Genomic DNA, 20,283 nt, shown 5'->3' on the forward strand with positions numbered 1-20,283 from the left:
CGAGGCTCTCGCCGAGCACGCCGTCACTCGGTCTATCCGTCACGACCTTGCCATCGCCGTCCAATTCTAATCTGGTCGATCTCGATGCGGGAATCGCGTCTGGGTAGTCTAGGGATTTAGCGTGGCCAAAGCCGAAGCGACTGTTGAAGAACTCGTCGGGATGGTCGAACGGGGCGAACTTCGTCTCCCGGAGATGCAGCGGCAGTACGTGTGGAGATCGCCTCGCGTGCGCGATCTGATGGACTCCCTGTATCGAGGCTATCCGTCCGGGGCGATCCTGCTTTGGGAAACCAATGAGGCTGTGCCGTTGCAGGACATGGCGGTCGCCCAGGCCGCCAACCCCTATGCGGCGACGCGCCTACTTCTGGACGGCCAGCAACGGCTGACATCGCTTTCGGCCGTCATACGAGGTCAGCCTGTCAAGGTCAGAGGGCGGGTCAAGCCGGTCGAACTGCTGTTCAACCTTGAACATCCTGAACGCCAGGAGATCGTCACCGAGGTGAACGAAGACGCAGACGACGAAGCCACCGAGATCGACGAAGCCGATTCCACGGACGACGAGCTGCAGAGGCGCTTTGAGCGCATGACTTTCGTAGTCGCCACCAACAAGCTGGCGGCGCTGCCTCAGTGGGTGAAGGTATCCGAGGTCTTTCAAGGAGAAAGCGATACCGCCTTCCTCAGGAGGGCGGGCATCACCAGTTTTGACGACCCACGCTATGAGAAATACACCCACCGGCTCGCCAAGCTGCGGCGCGTACGCAAATACGTCTACCGTATGGATGTTCTCGAACGGACCCTGTCCTACGAGGAGGTCACCGAAATATTTGTGCGGGTAAACTCGCTCGGCGCAAAACTGCGCAGCTCAGACCTTGCCTTGGCCCAGATCACCGCGCGGTGGCGGCACTCTCTGGAGATCTTCCAAAAGTTTCAGGCCGACTGCGGCAAGCTCGGCTTCGACCTCGATCTCGGGGTTCACCTGAAAACCTTGATCGCGTTTGCGACCGGACAGTCCCGCTTCCTTACCGTGTCGAGCCTTTCGCTTGAGCAGCTGCAGACCGGCTGGGCCGAAGCGACGGAGGGCATGCGGTTCGCCATCAACTTCCTGAAGAGCAACGTCGGCATCGATAGCCCCGCTCTTTTGTCGTCCCCATTCCTGATGATCGTGGTCGCTTACTATGGTCACGCGACGGGCTATATCCTGTCGCCCGCAGAGTCGGACCGGTTGCGCCAATGGGCGCTTCTGGCCAACACCAAGGGCCGCTTCTCGCGCGGCTCCAGTGAAACCCTGCTGGACCAGGATCTAGCGACGATTGATCGAGGAGAAGGAGCCGAAGCTCTCATTGACCGCGTCCGATTGCAGTTCGGTCGGCTGAGCGTAACGGCCGATGACCTTGAGGGGCGCGACCAACGAAGCTCGCTGTTCAAGACGATGTTCCTAGCCTTCCGCGCCGGGGGAGCGAAGGACTGGACCTCGAACCTGCAAATATCGCTCGACCATTCCGGTGCACAGCACAAGCTGCAGTTCCACCACTTCTTCCCTAAGGCCCTGCTCACGAAAAGCGGCGTCACCTCCCGCGAGGCCGACGACATCGCGAACCTGACCTTCATAAGTGGACGGACCAACCGAAAGATCAGCGATAAAGCGCCGGCAATCTATCTGTCGGAAATCATCGAGCGCCAAGGGCCAGACGTTCTTGGGCTTCAAGCCATCCCGAATGAGCCAGCGCTCCTGGACCTTCCCAAGTATTCCGACTTTCTCGCCGAAAGACGGAAGCTTCTAGCAATTCGATTGAATGAATTTCTCGGCGTGACCCCCGAATAAATTCGGCCGCTCTTGGCGTAAGGGGAACCAGACGGTCTCTCGGATAGGCGATGAGGTCCTTGGCTGAATGCAAGCAAGCTGATGCCCTCGACACCTTCGGATGTCGCAAAATCCGACTGACCGCCAATGTCGGTTTCTGGCGCGTATCGGACTTCCCTAGGTTAGGGCTTCGATCCAGAAGGCTCCGCAGATGCTGAACCATTTTGCGTGTGAACATGCAGCATGACGCAGCGGTTGGAGGTCGATGATCGACCCGGCCTCTGAACACTCTGCTGGAGCCGTCGCAAGCCCGGAAGGGTCAGCGCCGGGACATCCGAAGGACCTCAGCCCATTGTTATGGGGCATGGGCGTGGTGTTTTTCGACCACTTCGTACCGGTCCCAGACCGCGCGATCCGCAAGAGACCGGAGGAGCTTCAGATACTCTGCATGGGTCCAGGCCAGAGGCGTGGCCGAGTTGGTGCCCTGGCCCATCGTCTCATTGTGGCGGGTAGGGGCGCCGACGCCGTCCCAGACCTGCTCGGGCAGCAGCAGGCCAGCGTTGGCGAACCGCTCCATGCCCCGCACATAGGTCTGGCGAATGCCGTCCAGGGTCGCGGAATCGATGCTCCCGGCCTGTAGGGCGCGGGCCAGTTCATAGTGACCGCGCTCGCCGGTGAAGAAGGGCCAGACCCGGCCGCGCTGGCCAGGCGCCATCACGCCGCCGACGCCATAGCCCTTGCCGTCTGACACGTCCTCTCCATAGCCATCGACGCCATAGCGCCGCCAGCCGGGCGTCTGATCGCCCTCGGGGCCGAAGTCGTAGCGAACGCGGTGCATGTCCTCGCGCGCCGTGTCGTCATACTCGCCCAGGGTGTCGAGGATGTGCGGATCGTCGGCCCTTCGCACGCCATAGCGCACCAGCTCCAGAAAGCCGCCGTCGATCACCTGGTCCTCGGGCGGCGCGATCTGGCCGTTGGCCTCGCCGATCAGGGCCTTGTCGTTGGGGTCGGTGTTGCGGGTGATGCGAACATAGTAGCGCCCGTCGCCGAAGTCGCCGCTGGTCGTGAACATCGTCGCCTCGATCTGTGAGGCATAGCGGTCGGCGGCGGCCTGATAGCGATCCGCGCCGGCCGAGTCGCCCACCGCCCGCGCCATCTCGGCGGCGACCGTCAGGCCGGCCACAACCGAGGCGGTGGTGGAGGGCGAATAGCCCTGCTGCTCCTCCCACCGCTCCTGCTGGGTGAAGGGCGGGCGGATCTCGTTCTGGTTCCAGTCGATGTCGACGACACCGCCGTCGACCAGGAAGTCGGCCGCAGGTTTCAGCATCCTGGCGTACATGTCGCGCATGTCCGCATCGCTCAGCCAGCCCAGCGTCCAAAGGCGGTGGCCCAGCATGATCGGCATGGCCGTCTGGTCCAGCTGGACCGCCATCCACTCCAGCGTGCCATCGACGTGGGTCTTCTGCAGGAACCAGCCGCCGTCGCCCTTGTTGCCCGGCGTTTCCTGGCCGACCTGGACCTGCGGCAGATAGTGGAAGGCGGCGAGCGGGGTCTCACGGTCACCCAGCGCCGCGAAGGCCATGGCGACCTGATAGAAGTCGCGCGGCCAGACGGCCTTGTAGCCGGTCGAGGGCCTGGACGCGTCAACCGTGTCGCCCCACGGGTTCGACAGCGACGCGATCAGGGCGCCGGCGTAGGTGTGGTCTTCCAGGGCCTTGATCATCAGGGCCGAGGAATAGGCCAGCTTGCCGCCGTCCGTGCTCTGCGCCGCCAGGCGCGGCAGTTCGGACAGGGAGGCGATATAGTCCTCCCAGCCCAGGTGTTCGCCTTCGCCGTTGAAGCGCCTCAGCACCTCGTCCAGGCCGACGGCCAGGGCGGCGTCGGCCTGGCTCTCAGCCGCCGCGCGGCTGTCGCCGAAACCGATGACGAAGTCGCGGCTCAGGCTCTGACCCTCTTCCAGGCGCGGCAGGGCGCCGGTCAGCATGATGTTCCCGCTCGTCTCGCCGGTGGTCGAATAGGCGGGCAGGGCGCCGGCCTTCAGCCCGGTCAGGCCGTCGGACACGCCCAGGAAACCGACGCTGGCGGCCTCGAACGGGGCGCTGGGGCGCAAGGCCAGATGGACGTTTCCTTCATGGGCGTAGAGGCCGGTCGCGGCGGCCTCTCCCTGATCGTCCACGCCGGTGTTGGCCATGTGCGGCTCCAGCAGGACATAGGGCGTCGCGCCGCCCTTCAGCGCCTGCACGGTGACGCGCAGGACCAGCGCCTGCCGGTCCGGATCGGTGAAGACCTGCTTCTCGATGGCGAAGCGCTCGGCCCTGTCCGTCGTCGTCACGCGATAGGCAGGCGACAGGGGGCGGCCCTCGGCGTCCTTGTGCAGATAGTCGATGGCGAAGTCGGTGTCCGTCCCTTCGACCGCCAGGCCTTCGTCGGTCATCACGGCGAGCCGCAGCTGCTTGATCTGGGCCTCGTGGATAAGTCCGTACATCGTCTCGGTCAGGACGCCGTCGGCGATGGAGAACCAAACCTTGGACACGGTCCCGGTCGGACCTCCGTCGCGATAAGCGCCATCGACATAGGCCTCATAGGCGGTTCCCGCGCCGACCTTGGCGGCATAGGCCCAGGTCGGGGTCTCGCCGGGCGCGCCCGGCGCCACTTGGGCGTTGGCGGCTCCGGTCAGGACGGAGGCGGCGGCGCCGGCCAGGATCAGGCTCTTGAAGATGGTCATGGGGAAGTCTTTCACTTAGGCAGGCGTCAGCAGGAATTTCAGCGGCACGTCGAGGCGGCTGTTCCACGACGCCTCATTGTGCTGGGCGCCGGGGAACAGCAGGGTCTGGAAGTCGCGCGGACCATAGCCACGCTCGCGGAAGACGGCGTCGATGCGGCTCTGGAAGGTGGCGTAGAACTGATCCAGCGTCTCGTCGCCCCGGTCGAAATAGAAGCGGTGCGAACCGGGCGCTGGCAGGCCGTTCGCCACGACCTGGGTCCAGGCCTCGACCACCTTTTCGCGCCAGACCGCGAGCGCCGCCGGATCGTCCAGCCCGTCGATGCGTAGCGGCCAGTGCGTCGACAGACAGGCGGCGGCGCCGAAGACCTCGGGGCGCTTCATCACCGCATAGAGGGAGATCAGCCCGCCCATGCTGGAGCCCGCGGTCATCGTGTCCGCCGGGCCCGTCAGGGTGCGATACGCGCCATCAATAAAGGGCTTCAGCTCCTCGACCAGGAAGCGCAGATAGTCGTCCGACAGGGGCGCGCCGCCATAGAGGGTCTGGACGTCCTCGCGCACCTCTGCGGGCAGGGCGGCGATCAGATCGGCGGGCACGTATTCGCGCAGGCGCAGCGACGTGTTCCACACCCCGACCACGATGGGCGCGCGCACCTGGCCGTTGCCGATCAGCCGCCCCAGATGCTCGTCCACGCCCCATTCGCCGAAGGCGGTCTTCGAGGCGTCGAACAGGTTCTGTCCGTCGTGCATGTAGAGGACGGGGTGGCGATCCGATCCCGCCTCATAGCTGGGCGGCAGCCAGACAGTGACGTTGCGCGGCCGGACATGGGCGGAGGCGAGGTCGGGATGTTCGACCAGCCTGCCGTCGATCGGAGCCTGCGCCGCCGCTCGGCCCGCGAAGGGCAGGGCGGCCAACAGGCCCAGAGCTGTCCGGCGCGACAGGCCCGCGCCCCCGATCATGCCCTGTGCTCCCTCACGAACAGGGCCGAGACGGCGGCGATGAAGAAGCTGATCCCGCCGATGATCAGGGCGTAGAGCGCCTGCCCCTCGAACAGATGGCGCAGGATCAGCCCCAGTATGGTCGCGGCCAGCAATTGCGGCACGACGATGAAGATGTTGAAGACGCCCATATAGACGCCCATCTTCCGCCCCGGCAGAGCGCCCGCCAGGATGGCGTAGGGCATGGACAGGATCGAGGCCCAGGCGAAGCCCACCCCGATCATCGGCAGCCACAGCAGGGCCGGATCGCGGATCAGCGTCAGGCCGATCAGACCGAAGCCTCCCAGCACCAGATTGATCGCATGGGCGCCGCGTCGTCCCGTGCGCCGGGCCAGGACCGGGATCAGGAAGGCGGCCAGCGCCGCCACGCCGTTATAGACGCCGAACAGCATCCCCACCCAATCGGCGCCGGCGTTATAGGCCGCACTGGTCGGATCGGACGAGCCGTAGTGGACTGAAGTCACCGTGGCGGTGGTGTAGATCCACATGGCGAACAGGGCGAACCAGCTGAAGAACTGGACCACGGCCAGGCCCTTCATGGTGTCCGGCATGGCGAAGATGTCGTCGAGAATTTCGGTCAGGCCGTTGGTGCGCGCCGCGCGCCGGAAAGCCGCCACGGCCAGTTGCAGGGCGCCGAACAGGGCCAGCGCCCCGGCCAGGATGTAGAGCTCCTTCTCCCAGCCTGCGGCGAAGACCACGGCGGCGATCGCGACGCCCAGCCCCAGGAAGGTCAGGCCGCCCAGACCGTAGAGGCCCGCGTCGCGCTGGGGCGAGGTCGGGACCGGGTCGTTTTCGGCCGCGCCGTCAAAGGCCGCGACCTGGGCGGGGCTGTATTCCTTCGTTGTGAAGACGGTCCAGAGCACCGCGCCCAACAGACCCGCCGCCCCGATATAGAAGGCGACCTTCACGGACAGGGGCACGGCCCCCTCCGCCGCCGTAGAGGCGAGGTTGAAGACATTGGACAGCAGCCACGGCAGGACCGAGGCGAAGACCGCCCCCGCCCCGATGAAAAAGCTCTGCATCGCATAGCCGGTCGTGCGCTGCTCCTCGGGCAGATTGTCCCCGACGAAGGCGCGGAACGGCTCCATGGTGATGTTGATGGAAGCGTCCATGATCCACAGCATCGCTGCCGCGAACCACAGGGTCGGGCTGTTCGGCATCAGCACCAGAGCCGCCGAGGTCAGCAGCGCCCCGACCAGGAAATAGGGCCGGCGGCGGCCCAGCCGCCCCCAGGTCTTGTCGCTGAAATGGCCGATGATCGGCTGGACCAGAAGCCCCGTCACCGGCGCCGCGATCCAGAGGATGGCCAGGCTGTCGATCTCGGCGCCCAGGGTCTGGAAGATGCGGCTGGTGTTGGCGTTCTGCAGGCCGAAGCCGATCTGGATGCCGAAGAAGCCGACGCACATGTTCCAGATCGCCCACATCGACAGGCGTGGGCGCACCGCGCGCGGCGTCAGGGTCTCAGCGGACAGGACGGGGGCGGCCTGGCTCATCGACGCGGCCTCCGCCCCAGCGGAACGAAGCGGATCGCCTGGCCGCCGCCGGGCGCTAGGTTGAGAGTCAGGGTGTCGGTCGACGTCACCTCGCGCTGCTCGATGACGATGTCCTCGCGACGGTCGGTGAAGTTGGCGTCCGGCCCGTCGCGGTAGATCTCGGCCCTATAGCGGCGGCCCGCATCGAGGAAGGTCAGCGGCGCCGACAGGCTCCGCGGATGCTCGTCGGTCACGGCGCCCAGCGCCCAGACATCGGAGTTGCGGTCCTTCCGGGCGATGGTGACGAAATCGCCGATTTCGCCGTTCAGCACCCGTGTCTCGGCCCAGTCGACCGGCACGTCCTTGATGAACTGGAAGGGGCCGGGGTTGGCCTCATAGTGGACCAGCAGGTCCGCCGCCATCTGCAGGGGGCTGTAGATGACGACATAGAGGGCCAGTTGCTTGGCCCAGGTCGTCTGGATGCCGCCGGGGCTGCGCGTCTCCATGCCGAAGATGCCGGGCGTGTAGTCCATCGGCCCGGCCAGCAGGCGGGTGAAGACCAGATTGGCCTCATGTTCAGGCGGATTGCCGGGCTGGCCCCAGGCGCTGAACTCCATCCCGCGCGCGCCCTCGCGCGTGATCATGTTCGGATAGGTGCGGCGCAGGCCGGTGTCCTTGAACGGTTCGTGCGCATTGACGGCGATCCGGTGACGGGCGGCGGTCTCGATGACGCGCATATGGTGCTGGGCCAGGGGCTGGCTCTCATGCCAGGCGAAGACCATGCGGCCGTCCGGCCCGGCCACGCGCGCACCTCCGGCGTCGGCTACATAGCCGGTCTTCACCGAACCCACGCCGAGCCGCTCATAGAGGGCCATGGCCGCGTCCAGCTGCTTCTCGTAGTGATAGGCGTTGCCGCCCGTCTCGTGGTGGCCGATCAGCTGCACGCCCTTGGATCGGGCGTGCGCCGTCACCCGCTCGATGTCGAAATCAGGATAGGTTTCCGTGAAGCTGAAGTCCGAGCCGTTGGCGAACCAGTCGCCGTCCCAGCCCTTGTTCCAGCCCTCGACCAGCACCCCGCCGAAGCCGTGCTCGGCGGCGAAATCGATGTGCTTGAGGGCGTTCTCGGTGGTGGCGCCATGCTTGGGGCCGGAGCCCCAGGACTTCACTTCCAGGTGCATCTCCCACCAGACGCCGACGTACTTCATCGGCTTGAACCAGCTGACGTCGCCCAGCCGGTTGGGCTCGTTCAGGTTCAGGATCAGGCTGGATTCGGCCAGGCCCGCCGCCGTGTCGCTGATCTGAAGGGTTCGCCAGGGCGTGTGGAAGGGGGCGTCGCGCACCACGGCGGCGTTGGTCAGGCCGGGCGTCAGCTGGGCGCGGAAGTCGAGCCCCTCGGACCGGCGCAGGTTCATGCCGGAATAGTCGATCAGCGCGGCCTCATGGATCGAGACGTGCAGGCCGGATTCGCCGCGCACAGTGATGGGCGTCTGGGCGCTGCCGACCGCGCTGATGCGGGTGCGGTTGTAGAGATATTCCTCGCGGTTCCATTCCCAAGCGGGAATCCACCAGGCGTCGCCGTCCTCGGCCAAGTTGAACTGGGTCAGTTCGGCGCCGATGCGGACCGTCTTCAGACCGTCCTGTTCGGGGAATTCGTAACGGAAGGCCACACCGTCGTCATATAGGCGCCAGACCAAGTCGAAGCGACGGCGCAGCCCGGCCCGCTCGACATAGGAGACGCGCCATTCGCTGTAGTGGTTGCGGACGTAGCGGCGCTCGCCCCAAGGCTGCTCCCAGGTGTCGTCCACTGTGACCGGCTGGCTGGCCGTCAGGGTCAGGTTGCGTTCCAGCATGGGGGCGTCCGTCAGCAGGAAGCCCAGCCATGAAGTGTTCACCACGGTCCGGCCCAGACGGCTGACGCTGTAGGTGGGGCGACCGTCGTTGTCGGTCGCCATCTCGACGGTCAGAACCCCGCCCGGCGACGAGGCCCGCACGGCGTTCGAAACGGTCTGGGCGGCGACAGGAGCGCCAAAGGCCAAGGCGGAAACAGTCCCGAGAGCCAGGAACGAGCGACGCTTCAACATTAGAAAAACTTCCCCACTGAGAGCCCCTTGCCATCCGCCCGCGGAGAGGCGCATGAAAGAGCAAGATTTGCAGCAAATTTTGCAACGACTGGTTTTGGAGCATCCGTCCCGTGAGCCGAAAGCCCACGCGCCTGGAGGACATCGCCCTGTTGGCGGGCGTGTCGATCTCCACGGCGTCCCGCGCCCTGAATGATCATCCGGCCGTCAATGACCGCACCAAGCAACTGATCTGGAAGCTGGCGCGCGAGCACGACTATCCGTTCCGCCGCTACATGCCCGCAGGCCCCATCGGTGCGGAGGCGACCATCGCCCTGGTCGTGCCCCGTCCTCAGGGTCGCGAAGGTCGATTGAGCGATCCGTTCTTTCTGGAGCTGCTCGCCGGCGTCGGCGAGGCCGCGCGAGAGCGGGGCTGCGACCTGATCATGAGCCATCTGGCGCCGGCCACCTACGAAGACGTCGCGGCGGCGATGACGACCAGTCGGGCCGACGGCGTCATCTTCCTCGGACAAAGCACGCTTCACGCGGCGTTCAACCGCATGGTCGAGACCGAGGCCCGCTTCGTCGTCTGGGGCGCCGAGCTGCCGGATCAGCTCTATTGCTCGATCGGATCCGACAACATCAACGGCGGCCGCCGGGCGACCCTTCACCTGGCGCGGCTGGGTCGAAAGCGGATCGTCTTTCTCGGCGATCTTGATCCGCCCGAAGCGATGCAGCGGCATCGTGGCTATCTGGACGCGCTGGGCGAACTGAAGGTCGCCGTCGATCCGGCGCTGATCGTGGACGCCCATTTCGAGGTCGAGTCGGCGGAGGCTTCCGTCGAGGCCCTGATCCGGCGCGGCGTGGCGTTTGACGGCGTGGTCTGCGCCAGCGACCAGATCGCGCTGGGCGCGGTGCGCGCGCTTCAACACGCGGGGCGTTCGGCGCCGGGCGACGTGTCCGTCATCGGCTTCGATAATGTGCCCTTCAGCCGCTACAGCAGCCCGGCCCTGTCCACGATCGCCCAGGACACGATGAAGGCCGGTCGCCTGATGGTCTCCAAACTGCTGGACCACGGCGGCGACACGGTCGGCCGCTCCGAACGGGTGCCCACCGAGCTGATCGTTCGCGAAAGCTGCGGCGGCTGATCCCACCTCAGCCGTCCTGCTTCATCAGGACGGCGCCCAAAGGCGGCAAGACGCCGGGCAGATGACCCGGATTGACCGCGTCGATCAGGCTGTAGCCCTCCGGCGCCGTCCAGGACTGATCCTCGTGACTCAGGTTGAACGCGGCTATCAGCCGCTCGCCGGCGCCTTCGCGGGTGAACACCAGAACCGGCTCGATCGACTGCACCGTCATGTCGCCGACCTTCAGCGCCGGATGGGCGTGACGCAGCGCCAGGATGCGGCGGGTGGCGTTCAGCATGGAGGCGGGATCGGCGTCCTGCGTCTCTACCGCCATGGCGGGATGGCGAGGATCGACAGGCAGCCAGGGCTCGACGGTCGAAAAGCCTGCGAAGGGCGCTGTCGCGCTCCAGGGCATGGGGGTGCGAGCGCCGTCGCGCCCCAGGGTCTGCGGCCAGTTGACGATGGCCTCGGGGTCCACCAGTCGATCGTACGGGACCTCGCCCTGCGGCAGGCCCAGCTCTTCGCCATAGTAGATGAAGGCGTTGCCGCGCAGGGATGTCAGCAGCAACATCAGCATTTCGGCGAGGGCGCGCGGATCGCGGCCCTCGGTCCAGCGCGAGATCGCGCGCGGCGCGTCGTGGTTCGAAAAGGTCCAGGAGGGCCAGCCTTCGCCCTCCGCCCCGGGCCACATGGCGGCGCCCTGGCGCACGAGTTCGGCGACCATCCGGCTCGCATACAGATACAGAAAGCCGTAGGCGCTGTGCAGGTGGCGATTATCGGCCGTGTATTCGGCCATCTCCCGGTCAGCATGGTCGCCTCCCACCTCGGCCACGGTGAAGCGGTCGCCCGGATAGGCGTCGGTCAGCGCCCGGACCCGTGCCAGGAAGGGCGCGATGTCGGCGTGGGACTGATTGTGGATCTTGTCCTGGAAATCGAAGGGGCGGGTGCGCTTGCCGCCCGGAGGCAAGGCCGGATTGTCCTTGAGGTCGGGATCGTGCATCGAGAAATTGATGGCGTCCAGACGAAAGCCATCCACACCCCGGTCCAGCCAGAACCGCCCCGCCGCCAGCAGAGCGTCCTGCACCGCCGGATTGTGCCCGTTCAACTGGGGCTGCTCCGGCAGGAAATTGTGCATGTAGTACTGGCCCCGTCGCGCATCCCAGGTCCAGCCAGGTCCGCCGAACACCGACTGCCAGTTGTTCGGCGGCGAGCCGTCGGCGCGGGCGTCGGCCCAGACGTACCAGTCCGAATAGGGACCGGTGCGGTCAAGGCGGCTGGCCTTGAACCAGTCGTGCTGATCGGAGGTGTGCGACCAGACCTGGTCGATGATGATCTTCAGTCCAAGGCCGTGCGCCTTCTCCACCAGCCGGTCGAAATCCGCCAGGGAGCCGAATATCGGATCGACATCGCAATAGTCGGCGACGTCATAGCCGAAGTCCTTCATGGGCGAGGTGTAGAAGGGCGAGATCCAGACGCCGTCCACGCCGAGCGATGCAATATGCTCCAGATGGGCGGTGACGCCGTTCAGATCGCCGATGCCGTCGCCATTGCTGTCGGAAAAACTACGGGGATAGACCTGATAGATGACCGCGCCGCGCCACCACTCCTGATGAGCATCTTCGGCCTGCCGGCCTTGCGGCGCGGTGACGACATTAAGGGTCGCAAGAGTCACTGGGCAGAGCTTTCCGAAACGCAGATCATGTAGTCGAGGGGCGGCAGGGTGACGCGCACGACGCCCGGCGCGACGGAGGTCGCGGGACATTGGCCTCGGCTGGTCGTCCAATGGGTGGAGGCCGGATCGATGGCGATATTGGCCGTCAGGGGCGTCGTTCCGGTGTTGAAGATCACCAGGGTCTCGCCGGGCTGATCCGGCAGGCGTCGGCTGAAGGCGAACAGGCCGGGCTCTTCCGCCGCCGCCCGGCCGAACTGGAGCCCTCTCCGAAGAGCCGGGTCGGAGGCGCGCAACCGGGCCATCTCGGCGATGCGGCCATAAAGCGGGGCGTCACGATCATAGGGCGCGCGCAGGCCGCCGATGCGGCGTTCGGTGCGGTAGGTCTCGACCTGACCTTCCCACATGTCCTGGCGACCGCCGCCGTAGCCGCCTTCGCCCGCGAAGCCCTGTCCATCGCCGTAATAGAGCGTCGGCACGCCGCGGCTGAACATCATCAGGGCGTGGGCCAGCGTCGTACGAGCCAACAGTTCTTCGTCATCCGCGTTCGGATGGGCCTTCAGCACGAACCCGCCGATGCGGCCCATGTCGTGGTTTCCGAGGAAGGTCGGCAAATGCAAGGCGGCCTCCACCCCGCCCTCGTAAAGGGCGTCGGCGTCGAACATCGTCTGCAGGGCGTCCGGCGCTTTTGCGCCGTTGGCCACATCAGTCGCCACGGACTGGAAGGCGAAGTCCAGCACGGCGGGCAGGCCGTCGACGCGGGTGTGTCGCGCCAGCGCCGCCGGGTCGGGGTCGTAGACTTCGCCGAAGATGTGGAAGTTCGGGATGCCGCGTGCCTTCGCACGCTCCATCATCGCTGGTACGAACGCCTGCCAGAACTCTGGATTGACGTGTTTGGCCGTGTCGATGCGGAAACCGTCGATCCCATATTCGTCGATCCAATCGCCGAAGATCTCGATCATGCCCTGAACCACGCGCGGATTCTCGGTGAAGAGATCGTCCAATCCCGCGAAGTCGCCGTAGATGGAGTTCTCGCCTCGGAAGGTCGAGTCGCCGCGGTTGTGGTAGAGCAGGGGATCGTTCAGCCAGGCGGGGACCTTCACCGTCTCCTCTCCGGCCGGGATGTAGGGGGTGTAAGCCCAAGTCGGATCGGTCAGCCGCGCGAAGTCGTCCGCGCCGCCGTCGCCGCGAAATCCATCGTTGATCGCGACGCCTTCAGGGCCGCCGCGTCGGGTCCAGGGATAGTCCGCTATCGACCGATAGGCGCAGGCGCTGGTCGGACATTCGCGATACTGGATCACGTCGGCGGTATGGTTGGTGACGATGTCCAGATAGACCTTCATGCCGCGCGCATGGGCCGCTTCGACCAGGGCCTTCATGGTCTCAGGCTCGCCGAAGTGGGGGTCCGGGCGCGTGAAGTCCGTGATCCAGTATCCATGGAATCCGGCCATCATCCGCCCCGCCGTTGGCTGAACGGGCTTGTTCTTGAAGATGGGCGCGAGCCAGACCGCGGTCGCTCCGAGGCCCTGGATGTAGTCGAGCTTCTGGATCACCCCGGCCAGATCGCCGCCGTGATAGAATTCCGGGTTGGCGGGATTGAAGCCGCTCCGCAGCGGATCCGGCCCATAGCCTCCGTCGTCGTTGCCCGGATCGCCGTTCGCGAAGCGGTCAGGCAACAGGAAATAGATGACCTCGTCCTGTGGCGGCCGCTGACGGAAGTCCGTCTCTGGGGCTTGGGCGAGAGCGGACGACGCCATGACGGCGGCGACGCTCGCTACGGCTAACCGCATTGCTGCTGAATTTCTCATCGTTCCGTTCCTCCGCATGGCTGCCCTCCCGATGCGTGCCAGGGGGATCGATTTGCAAGTTTTTGCAGCGACGGTTTTGAGTGTCAACCCTAGCGTTTTGAGGGCTTTCAGCCTCGAATGCCCGTTTTGCAGTGCAATATCGATCCTTTGGAGTTCAACATCCCTCGACACCTTTAGGGCCGGAGCATTAACTGCTTGCAACCTTTCCATATGTTTGCATAGATTTGCGAACGACCGCTTCGCGAGAGGGCGGCGGACATGGGAGGACGAGATGTTCACAGCATACAGCCGCCGTGCGCGCCTGATGACCGGAGGCGCCGCCTGGCTGGCGGCCAGCCTGGCTTTGACGGGGGCGGCCCACGCGCAATCCACGACCCCGGCGCCGGGCGATGCCGAGACCACCCAGGTCGATGAGATCATCGTCACGGGGATCCGCAGCGCGATCGAGGCGTCGATTTCGGCCAAGGCCAACAACACCTCCATCGTCGAGGTGATCTCTGCCGAGGACATCGGCAAGCTGCCGGACGTCTCCATCGCCGAGTCCCTCGCCCGCCTCCCTGGCGTGACTTCGCAGCGCCTCGACGGACGCAGTCAGGCCATTTCAATTCGCGGTCTGGGTCCGGATTTCACGACCGCCCTGCTGAACGGGCGCGAGTTGGTGACCACCGGCGACAACCGCGGCGTCGAGTTTGACCAGTTTCCGTCGGAGCTACTGGGCAGTGTCGTCGTCTACAAAACGCCGGATGCGGCGCTTGTCGGACAGGGTCTGGCAGGCACTGTCGATCTTCGAACCGTGCGTCCGCTCGACTATGGCCGGCGCGCCATGGCGCTGAACTATCGCCATGAATGGAACGACATCGGCGCGCTGAACTCGGGCACTACCAATCGCGGCGACCGCTTCACCCTGTCCTATATCGACCAGTTCGCGGACGATACGATCGGTCTGGCGCTGGGCTATGCGCACATGAGCTCGCCCTATCAGTCTGAGCGTTTCAACAGCTGGGGCTATCCGGAATACAGCGACGGCAATCTGATCACCGGCGGCGTCAAGCCCTATGTCATGTCGTCTGAGCTTGAGCGCGACGGCTATATGGGCGTGCTGGAGTGGCGGCCGAACGACCGCTTCCACACGACGCTTGACGCCTTCTACTCCGAGTTCAAGAACACCCAGGTCCTGCGCGGCATCGAGTTTCCGCTCGCCTGGGGCGGTTCGTCCGGCGACTGCGATTCCGTCGGCAATGTCGCGACGCCTGACGTCTGCCGTCCCGGCCCGTCGCTGCGTCCCGGCTACACGGTGCAGGACGGTCTGATCGTCGCGGGGGTCTGGGACAACATCAAGGGCGTGGTGCGCAACGATCTCAACAAGCGCGACAGCAACATCACCGCTCTCGGCTGGAACACCCAGTTCTTCGCCAATGAAGACTGGAGCTTCGGTCTCGACCTCAACTATTCCAAGGTCGAGCGCAACGACCTCATCCTGGAGACCAACGCCGGAACCGGGCGCAACATCAACGGCGCGCTGGACAGCCTGGGCTTCGAGCTCACCAGCGACGGGGTGACCCGCTTCACGAGCCAACTGAACTATGCCGACCCGACGCTGATCCGGCTGACCAGCCCGCAAGGGTGGGGCGGCGATGTGATCCCCGAAGGCCAGGCCGGCTACATGAACACCCCCTCCATCGAGGACGAGATCAAGGCGGTCCGGATGACCGCGCGCCGGGAGCTTCACCAGACGCCGTTCAGCGCGCTGGACTTCGGGGTCAACTATTCCGAACGAAGCAAGACCTTCGTCAACGACCAGTTTTACCTGGGCGTCCCCGGCGGCGGAGACCTGGCCGTGCCGTCGCAGTTCCTGCTGGATCCGACCGACCTGGGCTATCTCGGCATCTCGCAGGTCCTGAGCTACGACGCCCTGGCGCTGGTCAACAGCGGCGCGCTCAACCTGATCCGCAACCCGAACGCCGACGTCGCCGCCGGAAACTGGGATGTGGTCGAGAAGGTCACCACCGCCTACCTAAAGGCCAACATCGACCACAACCTGTTCGGCCTGCCGCTGACCGGCAATGTCGGCATTCAGCTCGTCTACACGGACCAGCAGGGGCGCGGCTTCGAGGCGCAGCAGATCAGCGCCGGCGTCGCGGCCGTGGAGGAGGTCACCGGAGGCGCAAAATATCTGGAGGTTCTGCCCAGTTCGAACTTCATCCTCGAGGTCGGGCAGGATCTTTTCGCGCGCTTCTCGGTGTCACGCACCCTGGCGCGGCCGCGCATGGACGACATGCGGGCGGGTCGAAATTTCTCGTTCAATCCGGGTAATAACAACGGCAGCGCCACGCCCGAACAGAACTCACCGTGGGGCGGCGGGGGCGGCAATCCCGAACTGATGCCGTTCATCGCCAATGTCGCCGATCTGTCTTTTGAAAAATACTTCGCCAACCGCCGCGGCTATGTCTCGTTGGCCGGCTTCTACCGGGACCTCGAAAGCTACGTCTTCGCCTACAACCGCATCTTCGACTTCACCGGCTATCCGACCGGCGGCGTCATCCCGGTGATCAACGAGGGGATCATCTCCACCCCCGAGAACGGGAACGGCGGCTGGATCAAGGGGGTCGAGTTCTCCGTATCGGCGCCCTTCGACATCCTTCATCCGGCGCTGGAAGGCTTCGGCGGCCTGTTCAGCGCCTCGGTGACCGACAGCGAGGTGCAGCCTGATCCGGCGAACCCGCCGACCACCATGCCGGGTCTTTCGGAAACCGTCCTCAACGGCACCCTCTATTTCGAACGGGCCGGCTTCCAGTCGCGCGTCTCCGCACGCTATCGGTCGGATTACCTGGGCGAGGTCGCCGGTTTCGGCAATGGGCGAACCCTGCGCTCCGTGGCCGAGGAGACCGTGATCGACGCCCAGATCGGGTACGAATTCCAGTCCGGACCTCTGGAAGGCCTGTCGATTCTGGCCCAGGTCAACAACCTGACCGACGAGCCGTTCAAGACCTTCGAGAACGGCGATGAACGCCGGACCATCGATTACCAATCCTACGGCCGCACCTTTGCGGTCGGCCTCAACTACCGCTTCTGAGCCGACTGGGGCCGCGTCTTCGGGCGCGGCCCCGCTTTTTTGTCGGATGTTCTTCGCCGATGTGTCTGCAGCGTCTTAGCCGCTGCTGCGTCGCCGGTTGAGGATGAGGCAATACAAGAAACAAGTCCGCCTAGCGGCGTTTGGGAGCGATTCATGAGCCAGCTTCAGACCAGCGGTCGTCGCGGCACGGGACTGGCCTTCGCCTATGTCACCAGCCTGTTCTTCGCCTGGGGCTTCGTCACCTCCCTGATCGACCCCTTGATCGCGGCGGTGCGCCGCGTGTTCGACCTCAGTCTGGCCGAGGCGATGCTGACCGCTTCGGCCTGGTTCATCGCCTATGGCGTGGCCTCATTGCCCGCCGCCTGGATCCTGTCACGGCTGGGCTACAGCCGCTCGATCATCGCCGCCTTGGCGACAATGGTGGCGGGCTGCATCATCGTGCCTCTGGCGACGATCGCAGACGTCTATGCCGGGGTTCTGTTCGCCCTGTTCGTGATCGCCTCGGGCGTCACCCTGCTCCAGGTCGCGGCCAACCCCCTGTCCGCCGCCCTGGGCTCCCGCAAGAGCGCCCATTTCCGCCTGACTTTCTCGCAAGCGTTCAACTCGCTCGGCACCACCCTGGGGCCGATCATCGGCGCCAGCATCCTGCTGACTGGGGGCGTCTTCGCGGCGGACGCCGTGATCACCTCGGCGACTCGCGGCGAGTCGCTGCGCTCCATCGACTTCGCCTTCCTCGCCGTCGGGGCCTTCTTCGCTCTGGTCGCCGTGTTCATCTGGACCGCGCGCAAGCGCATCGACGCCTCCGTCGCCGACTCCCCAGTGGAGGTCGTCTCGCCCTTGTCAGCCTTCCGTTCGCGCTGGGCCGTCTTCGGCGCCTTGGCCATCTTCGTTTACGTTGGGTCCGAGGTCGCCATCGGGGGGCTGCTGATCCCCTTCCTCAGCGAGGGGAACATTCTGGGGATCGAGGAGCATCAGGCCGGTCATATGGTCGGCATCTACTGGGGCTGCGCCATGATCGGTCGATTCATCGGCAGCGCGCTTCTGACCCGCGTGCGGGCAGGCGTCCTTCTGTCGGTCTGCACCGTGGCCGCAGCGGCCCTGGCTCTGGTGGTGACCCAAACCAGCGGCTCGACCGCCGCCTATGCGGCCCTCGGCATCGGCCTGTTCAACTCGATCATGTTCCCGACCATCTTCACCCTGACGCTGGAGCGGTCGAGCGCCCCGGCCTCGGCGACCTCGGGCCTGCTCGTGTTCGGCATCATCGGCGGCGCGGTCCTGCCATGGGTCGCCGGCCGCATTGCGGATGAGTTCGGCAGCGTGACGCCGGCGTTCTTCGTGCCTCTGGCGGGATACCTAGCTCTGACGATCTTCGCGGTCGCTTGCGCCCGCACCCGTGCGCGGCTGCAGGATGGGGAGACGACCCTCAGTCCTCACTGACGCTCATGCTTCTGATCCAAATGGTCTTGGTGCGGTGAGATAGCGGCGTGACTGTGTGGTGAACGGTCAGCATCGGAGACGACTTCCCACGCCTTCCAATGCCGACTTCTCAGCAGCAGGTGGCGGAGGCCTGCTGGCCCTGACTACACGCAGTGATCTGGAGGATGTGGCGCATGCATTGCTGTTCATAAACACGCGTGAGATCACAAAAGACGTGCTGGACGGATCGGCCGTGGTGAAACAGCGCCGTGAGAGCCCGTAAAAACGTTCGCGAAGAGTCGGAAGCAGCCGTCGGCCCCCACCGAATGTCTGAAATTCGGCAAACTGCCAAAGTCCGCTCTTGGCGCATAGGTGAAGTGTGAGTTCACCGAACAGTGGCGTTGCGAGCCGGGCTGAGCTATGAGCTGCCTCCCGATAACGAGACGACCCATGTACGGCACCTACGCCACCTTGAGCCTGCCCATGCAGCTCGACCGCCAGCCGGTCGAGGGCAATGTCGCATGCGCGGAGGGAGTGTAGGGGCGAACCGGTCTGACCGTTTCGGATTTCCAGCAACCCCTCCCGCCACCGGCCGGAGGGGTTTCTTGTATCCGCGAGAGCTCCGCCGGCCGGTCCGAGAGGATCAGACGAAAGAGGAGAAACGACCATGTCGCACTACGACGTGATCGAAGGTCCGGAGCACGTGCCGATCAAGGCATGGACCCGGGGAGTGCCCATCGAGGATGCCGCGCTCAAGCAGCTGAAGAACGTCGCCTCACTGCCGTTCATCCACAAGCACGTAGCGGTGATGCCGGACGTGCACTGGGGCATGGGCGCGACGGTGGGCTCGGTGATCCCGACCGTGGGAGCCATTATCCCGGCCGCCGTGGGCGTGGACATCGGCTGCGGCATGATGGCCGTGCGGACCTCCATCCGCGCCGAGCACTTGCCGGACGACCTGTCGGCCATCCGCTCCGCCATTGAGGCGGCGGTGCCGCACGGGCGCACCGACAACGGCGGCCGCAACGACAAGGGCGCCTGGGCGTCCGAGCCGCCTACCTCGGCCCATTCCCGTTGGGAGGTGCTGAAGGCCGGATACGACGCCGTCGTGGATAAGCACCCCAAGGCGGCGCACGCGCGCGGCTATGGCCACCTGGGCACGCTCGGCACAGGCAACCACTTCATCGAGCTGTGCCTCGACGAAGCGGGCGACGTGTGGGTGATGCTGCACTCCGGCTCTCGCGGCGTGGGCAACCGGTTTGGGACCTACTTCATCGAACGGGCCAAGCACGAGATGCGCCGCTGGCACATCAACCTGCCGGACCAGGACCTGGCCTACTTCCCCGAGGGGACCGAAGGCTTCGTCGATTATGTCCGGGCGGTGTCGTGGGCGCAGAAATACGCCCGCGCCAACCGCGAGGTGATGATGGATCAGGTCCTGGGGGTGCTGCGCGCCTTCTGGCCCGACTTCGAGACCACAGCTGAGGCGGTGAACTGCCACCACAACTACGTCACGAAGGAAAAGCACTTCGGCAAGGACGTCTACCTGACCCGCAAGGGCGCGGTGTCGGCCAAGGACGGAGAGCTGGGCATCATCCCCGGCTCGATGGGGGCCAAGTCCTTCATCGTACGCGGCAAGGGCAATGCGGACTCTTTCTGCACCTGCTCGCACGGCGCCGGTCGGGCCATGAGCCGCACCGAGGCCAAGCGGCGCTTCACGGTGGAGGACCACGTCCGCGCCACCGAAGGCGTCGAATGCCGCAAGGACGCCGAGGTGATCGACGAAACGCCGATGGCCTACAAAGATATCGACGCGGTTATCGCGGCCCAGATCGATCTGATCGAGGTGGTTCACACACTGCGTCAGGTAGTGTGCGTGAAGGGATGACGGGAGCCGGTTCCGCAGCGATGCGGGGCCGGCTTTCGTCGTTCAGGGACGTCCAGTTTTGGCGATGAAGCGAGTGTCCGCTCTTGGCGCTTAGTTGACGCCCGGATAACGGCCGAGCTGAACAGCCGCTAAGGGTGGTTAGCGGACGTTATCCCGCCCTGACGTTTTGGTATAAGTTGAAGGCGTCATTAGAGGGTTGGGATGCTGAACCGCTTAGAAGCTGGCCTCGGATACGTCGCCTATCAAGCTTG

General features: G+C 65.3%; 11 protein-coding genes. 5 read left to right on the forward strand and 6 right to left on the reverse strand.

Annotated features, from left to right (window positions below; translation table 11 throughout):
* Positions 1–121 precede the first annotated feature (121 nt).
* Positions 122–1,822 carry a DUF262 domain-containing protein gene (locus EON91_RS04700; protein ID WP_292091956.1) on the forward strand — a complete coding sequence of 567 codons (1,701 nt, stop codon included), beginning with the start codon at positions 122–124 and terminating at the stop codon, positions 1,820–1,822.
* 334 nt (positions 1,823–2,156) lie between these two features.
* Here EON91_RS04700 and EON91_RS04705 read toward each other — a convergent pair whose 3' ends face one another.
* The 4 genes from EON91_RS04705 to EON91_RS04720 all read right to left on the reverse strand — a co-directional run bounded on the left by EON91_RS04705 (position 2,157) and on the right by EON91_RS04720 (position 9,075).
* The gene (locus EON91_RS04705; protein WP_292091957.1) at positions 2,157–4,526 is read right to left on the reverse strand and encodes a glucan 1,4-alpha-glucosidase; all 2,370 of its coding nucleotides are present in this window, start codon (positions 4,524–4,526) and stop codon (positions 2,157–2,159) included.
* A 15-nt stretch (positions 4,527–4,541) separates the two neighbouring features.
* Complete coding sequence (locus EON91_RS04710; protein WP_292091960.1) at positions 4,542–5,483, reverse strand: alpha/beta hydrolase-fold protein; 942 nt, start codon at positions 5,481–5,483, stop codon at positions 4,542–4,544.
* Positions 5,480–6,946, reverse strand: a complete 1,467-nt coding sequence (locus EON91_RS04715; RefSeq protein WP_292091973.1) for an MFS transporter — start codon at positions 6,944–6,946, stop codon at positions 5,480–5,482. Before EON91_RS04715 ends, EON91_RS04710 begins: the two co-directional genes overlap by 4 nt.
* Before the next feature lie 65 nt (positions 6,947–7,011).
* Positions 7,012–9,075, reverse strand: a complete 2,064-nt coding sequence (locus EON91_RS04720) for a glycoside hydrolase family 97 protein (RefSeq protein WP_292091962.1) — start codon at positions 9,073–9,075, stop codon at positions 7,012–7,014.
* Between the two features lie 65 nt (positions 9,076–9,140).
* On the opposite strand from EON91_RS04720, the gene EON91_RS04725 reads away from it, so the two are divergent.
* Positions 9,141–10,199, forward strand: a complete 1,059-nt coding sequence (locus EON91_RS04725) for a LacI family DNA-binding transcriptional regulator (protein ID WP_292091974.1) — start codon at positions 9,141–9,143, stop codon at positions 10,197–10,199.
* Positions 10,200–10,206: 7 nt separating this feature from the next.
* Here EON91_RS04725 and EON91_RS04730 read toward each other — a convergent pair whose 3' ends face one another.
* Together EON91_RS04730 and EON91_RS04735 are read right to left on the reverse strand one after the other, a co-directional pair.
* A complete protein-coding gene (locus tag EON91_RS04730; RefSeq protein WP_292091976.1) occupies positions 10,207–11,763 on the reverse strand; it encodes an alpha-amylase family glycosyl hydrolase in 1,557 nt (518 codons plus the stop codon).
* A gap of 83 nt (positions 11,764–11,846) precedes the next feature.
* A complete protein-coding gene (locus EON91_RS04735; RefSeq protein WP_366250164.1) occupies positions 11,847–13,604 on the reverse strand; it encodes an alpha-amylase family glycosyl hydrolase in 1,758 nt (585 codons plus the stop codon).
* Between EON91_RS04735 and EON91_RS04740 the strand changes: the two genes are divergently transcribed.
* The 3 genes from EON91_RS04740 to EON91_RS04750 all read left to right on the forward strand — a co-directional run bounded on the left by EON91_RS04740 (position 13,603) and on the right by EON91_RS04750 (position 20,032).
* On the forward strand, positions 13,603–16,728 hold the full coding sequence (locus tag EON91_RS04740; protein WP_366250165.1) for a TonB-dependent receptor: 3,126 nt from the start codon (positions 13,603–13,605) through the stop codon (positions 16,726–16,728). The two genes, EON91_RS04735 and EON91_RS04740, sit on opposite strands and share 2 nt — an antisense overlap.
* A 153-nt stretch (positions 16,729–16,881) precedes the next feature.
* Positions 16,882–18,165: a sugar MFS transporter gene (locus EON91_RS04745; protein ID WP_292091966.1), complete on the forward strand. Its 1,284-nt coding sequence runs from the start codon at positions 16,882–16,884 to the stop codon at positions 18,163–18,165.
* A 646-nt stretch (positions 18,166–18,811) separates the two neighbouring features.
* Positions 18,812–20,032 carry an RtcB family protein gene (locus EON91_RS04750; RefSeq protein WP_292091968.1) on the forward strand — a complete coding sequence of 407 codons (1,221 nt, stop codon included), beginning with the start codon at positions 18,812–18,814 and terminating at the stop codon, positions 20,030–20,032.
* Positions 20,033–20,283 lie beyond the last annotated feature (251 nt).

This window comes from Brevundimonas sp. (assembly GCF_004210735.1).
Lineage (GTDB): Bacteria > Pseudomonadota > Alphaproteobacteria > Caulobacterales > Caulobacteraceae > Brevundimonas.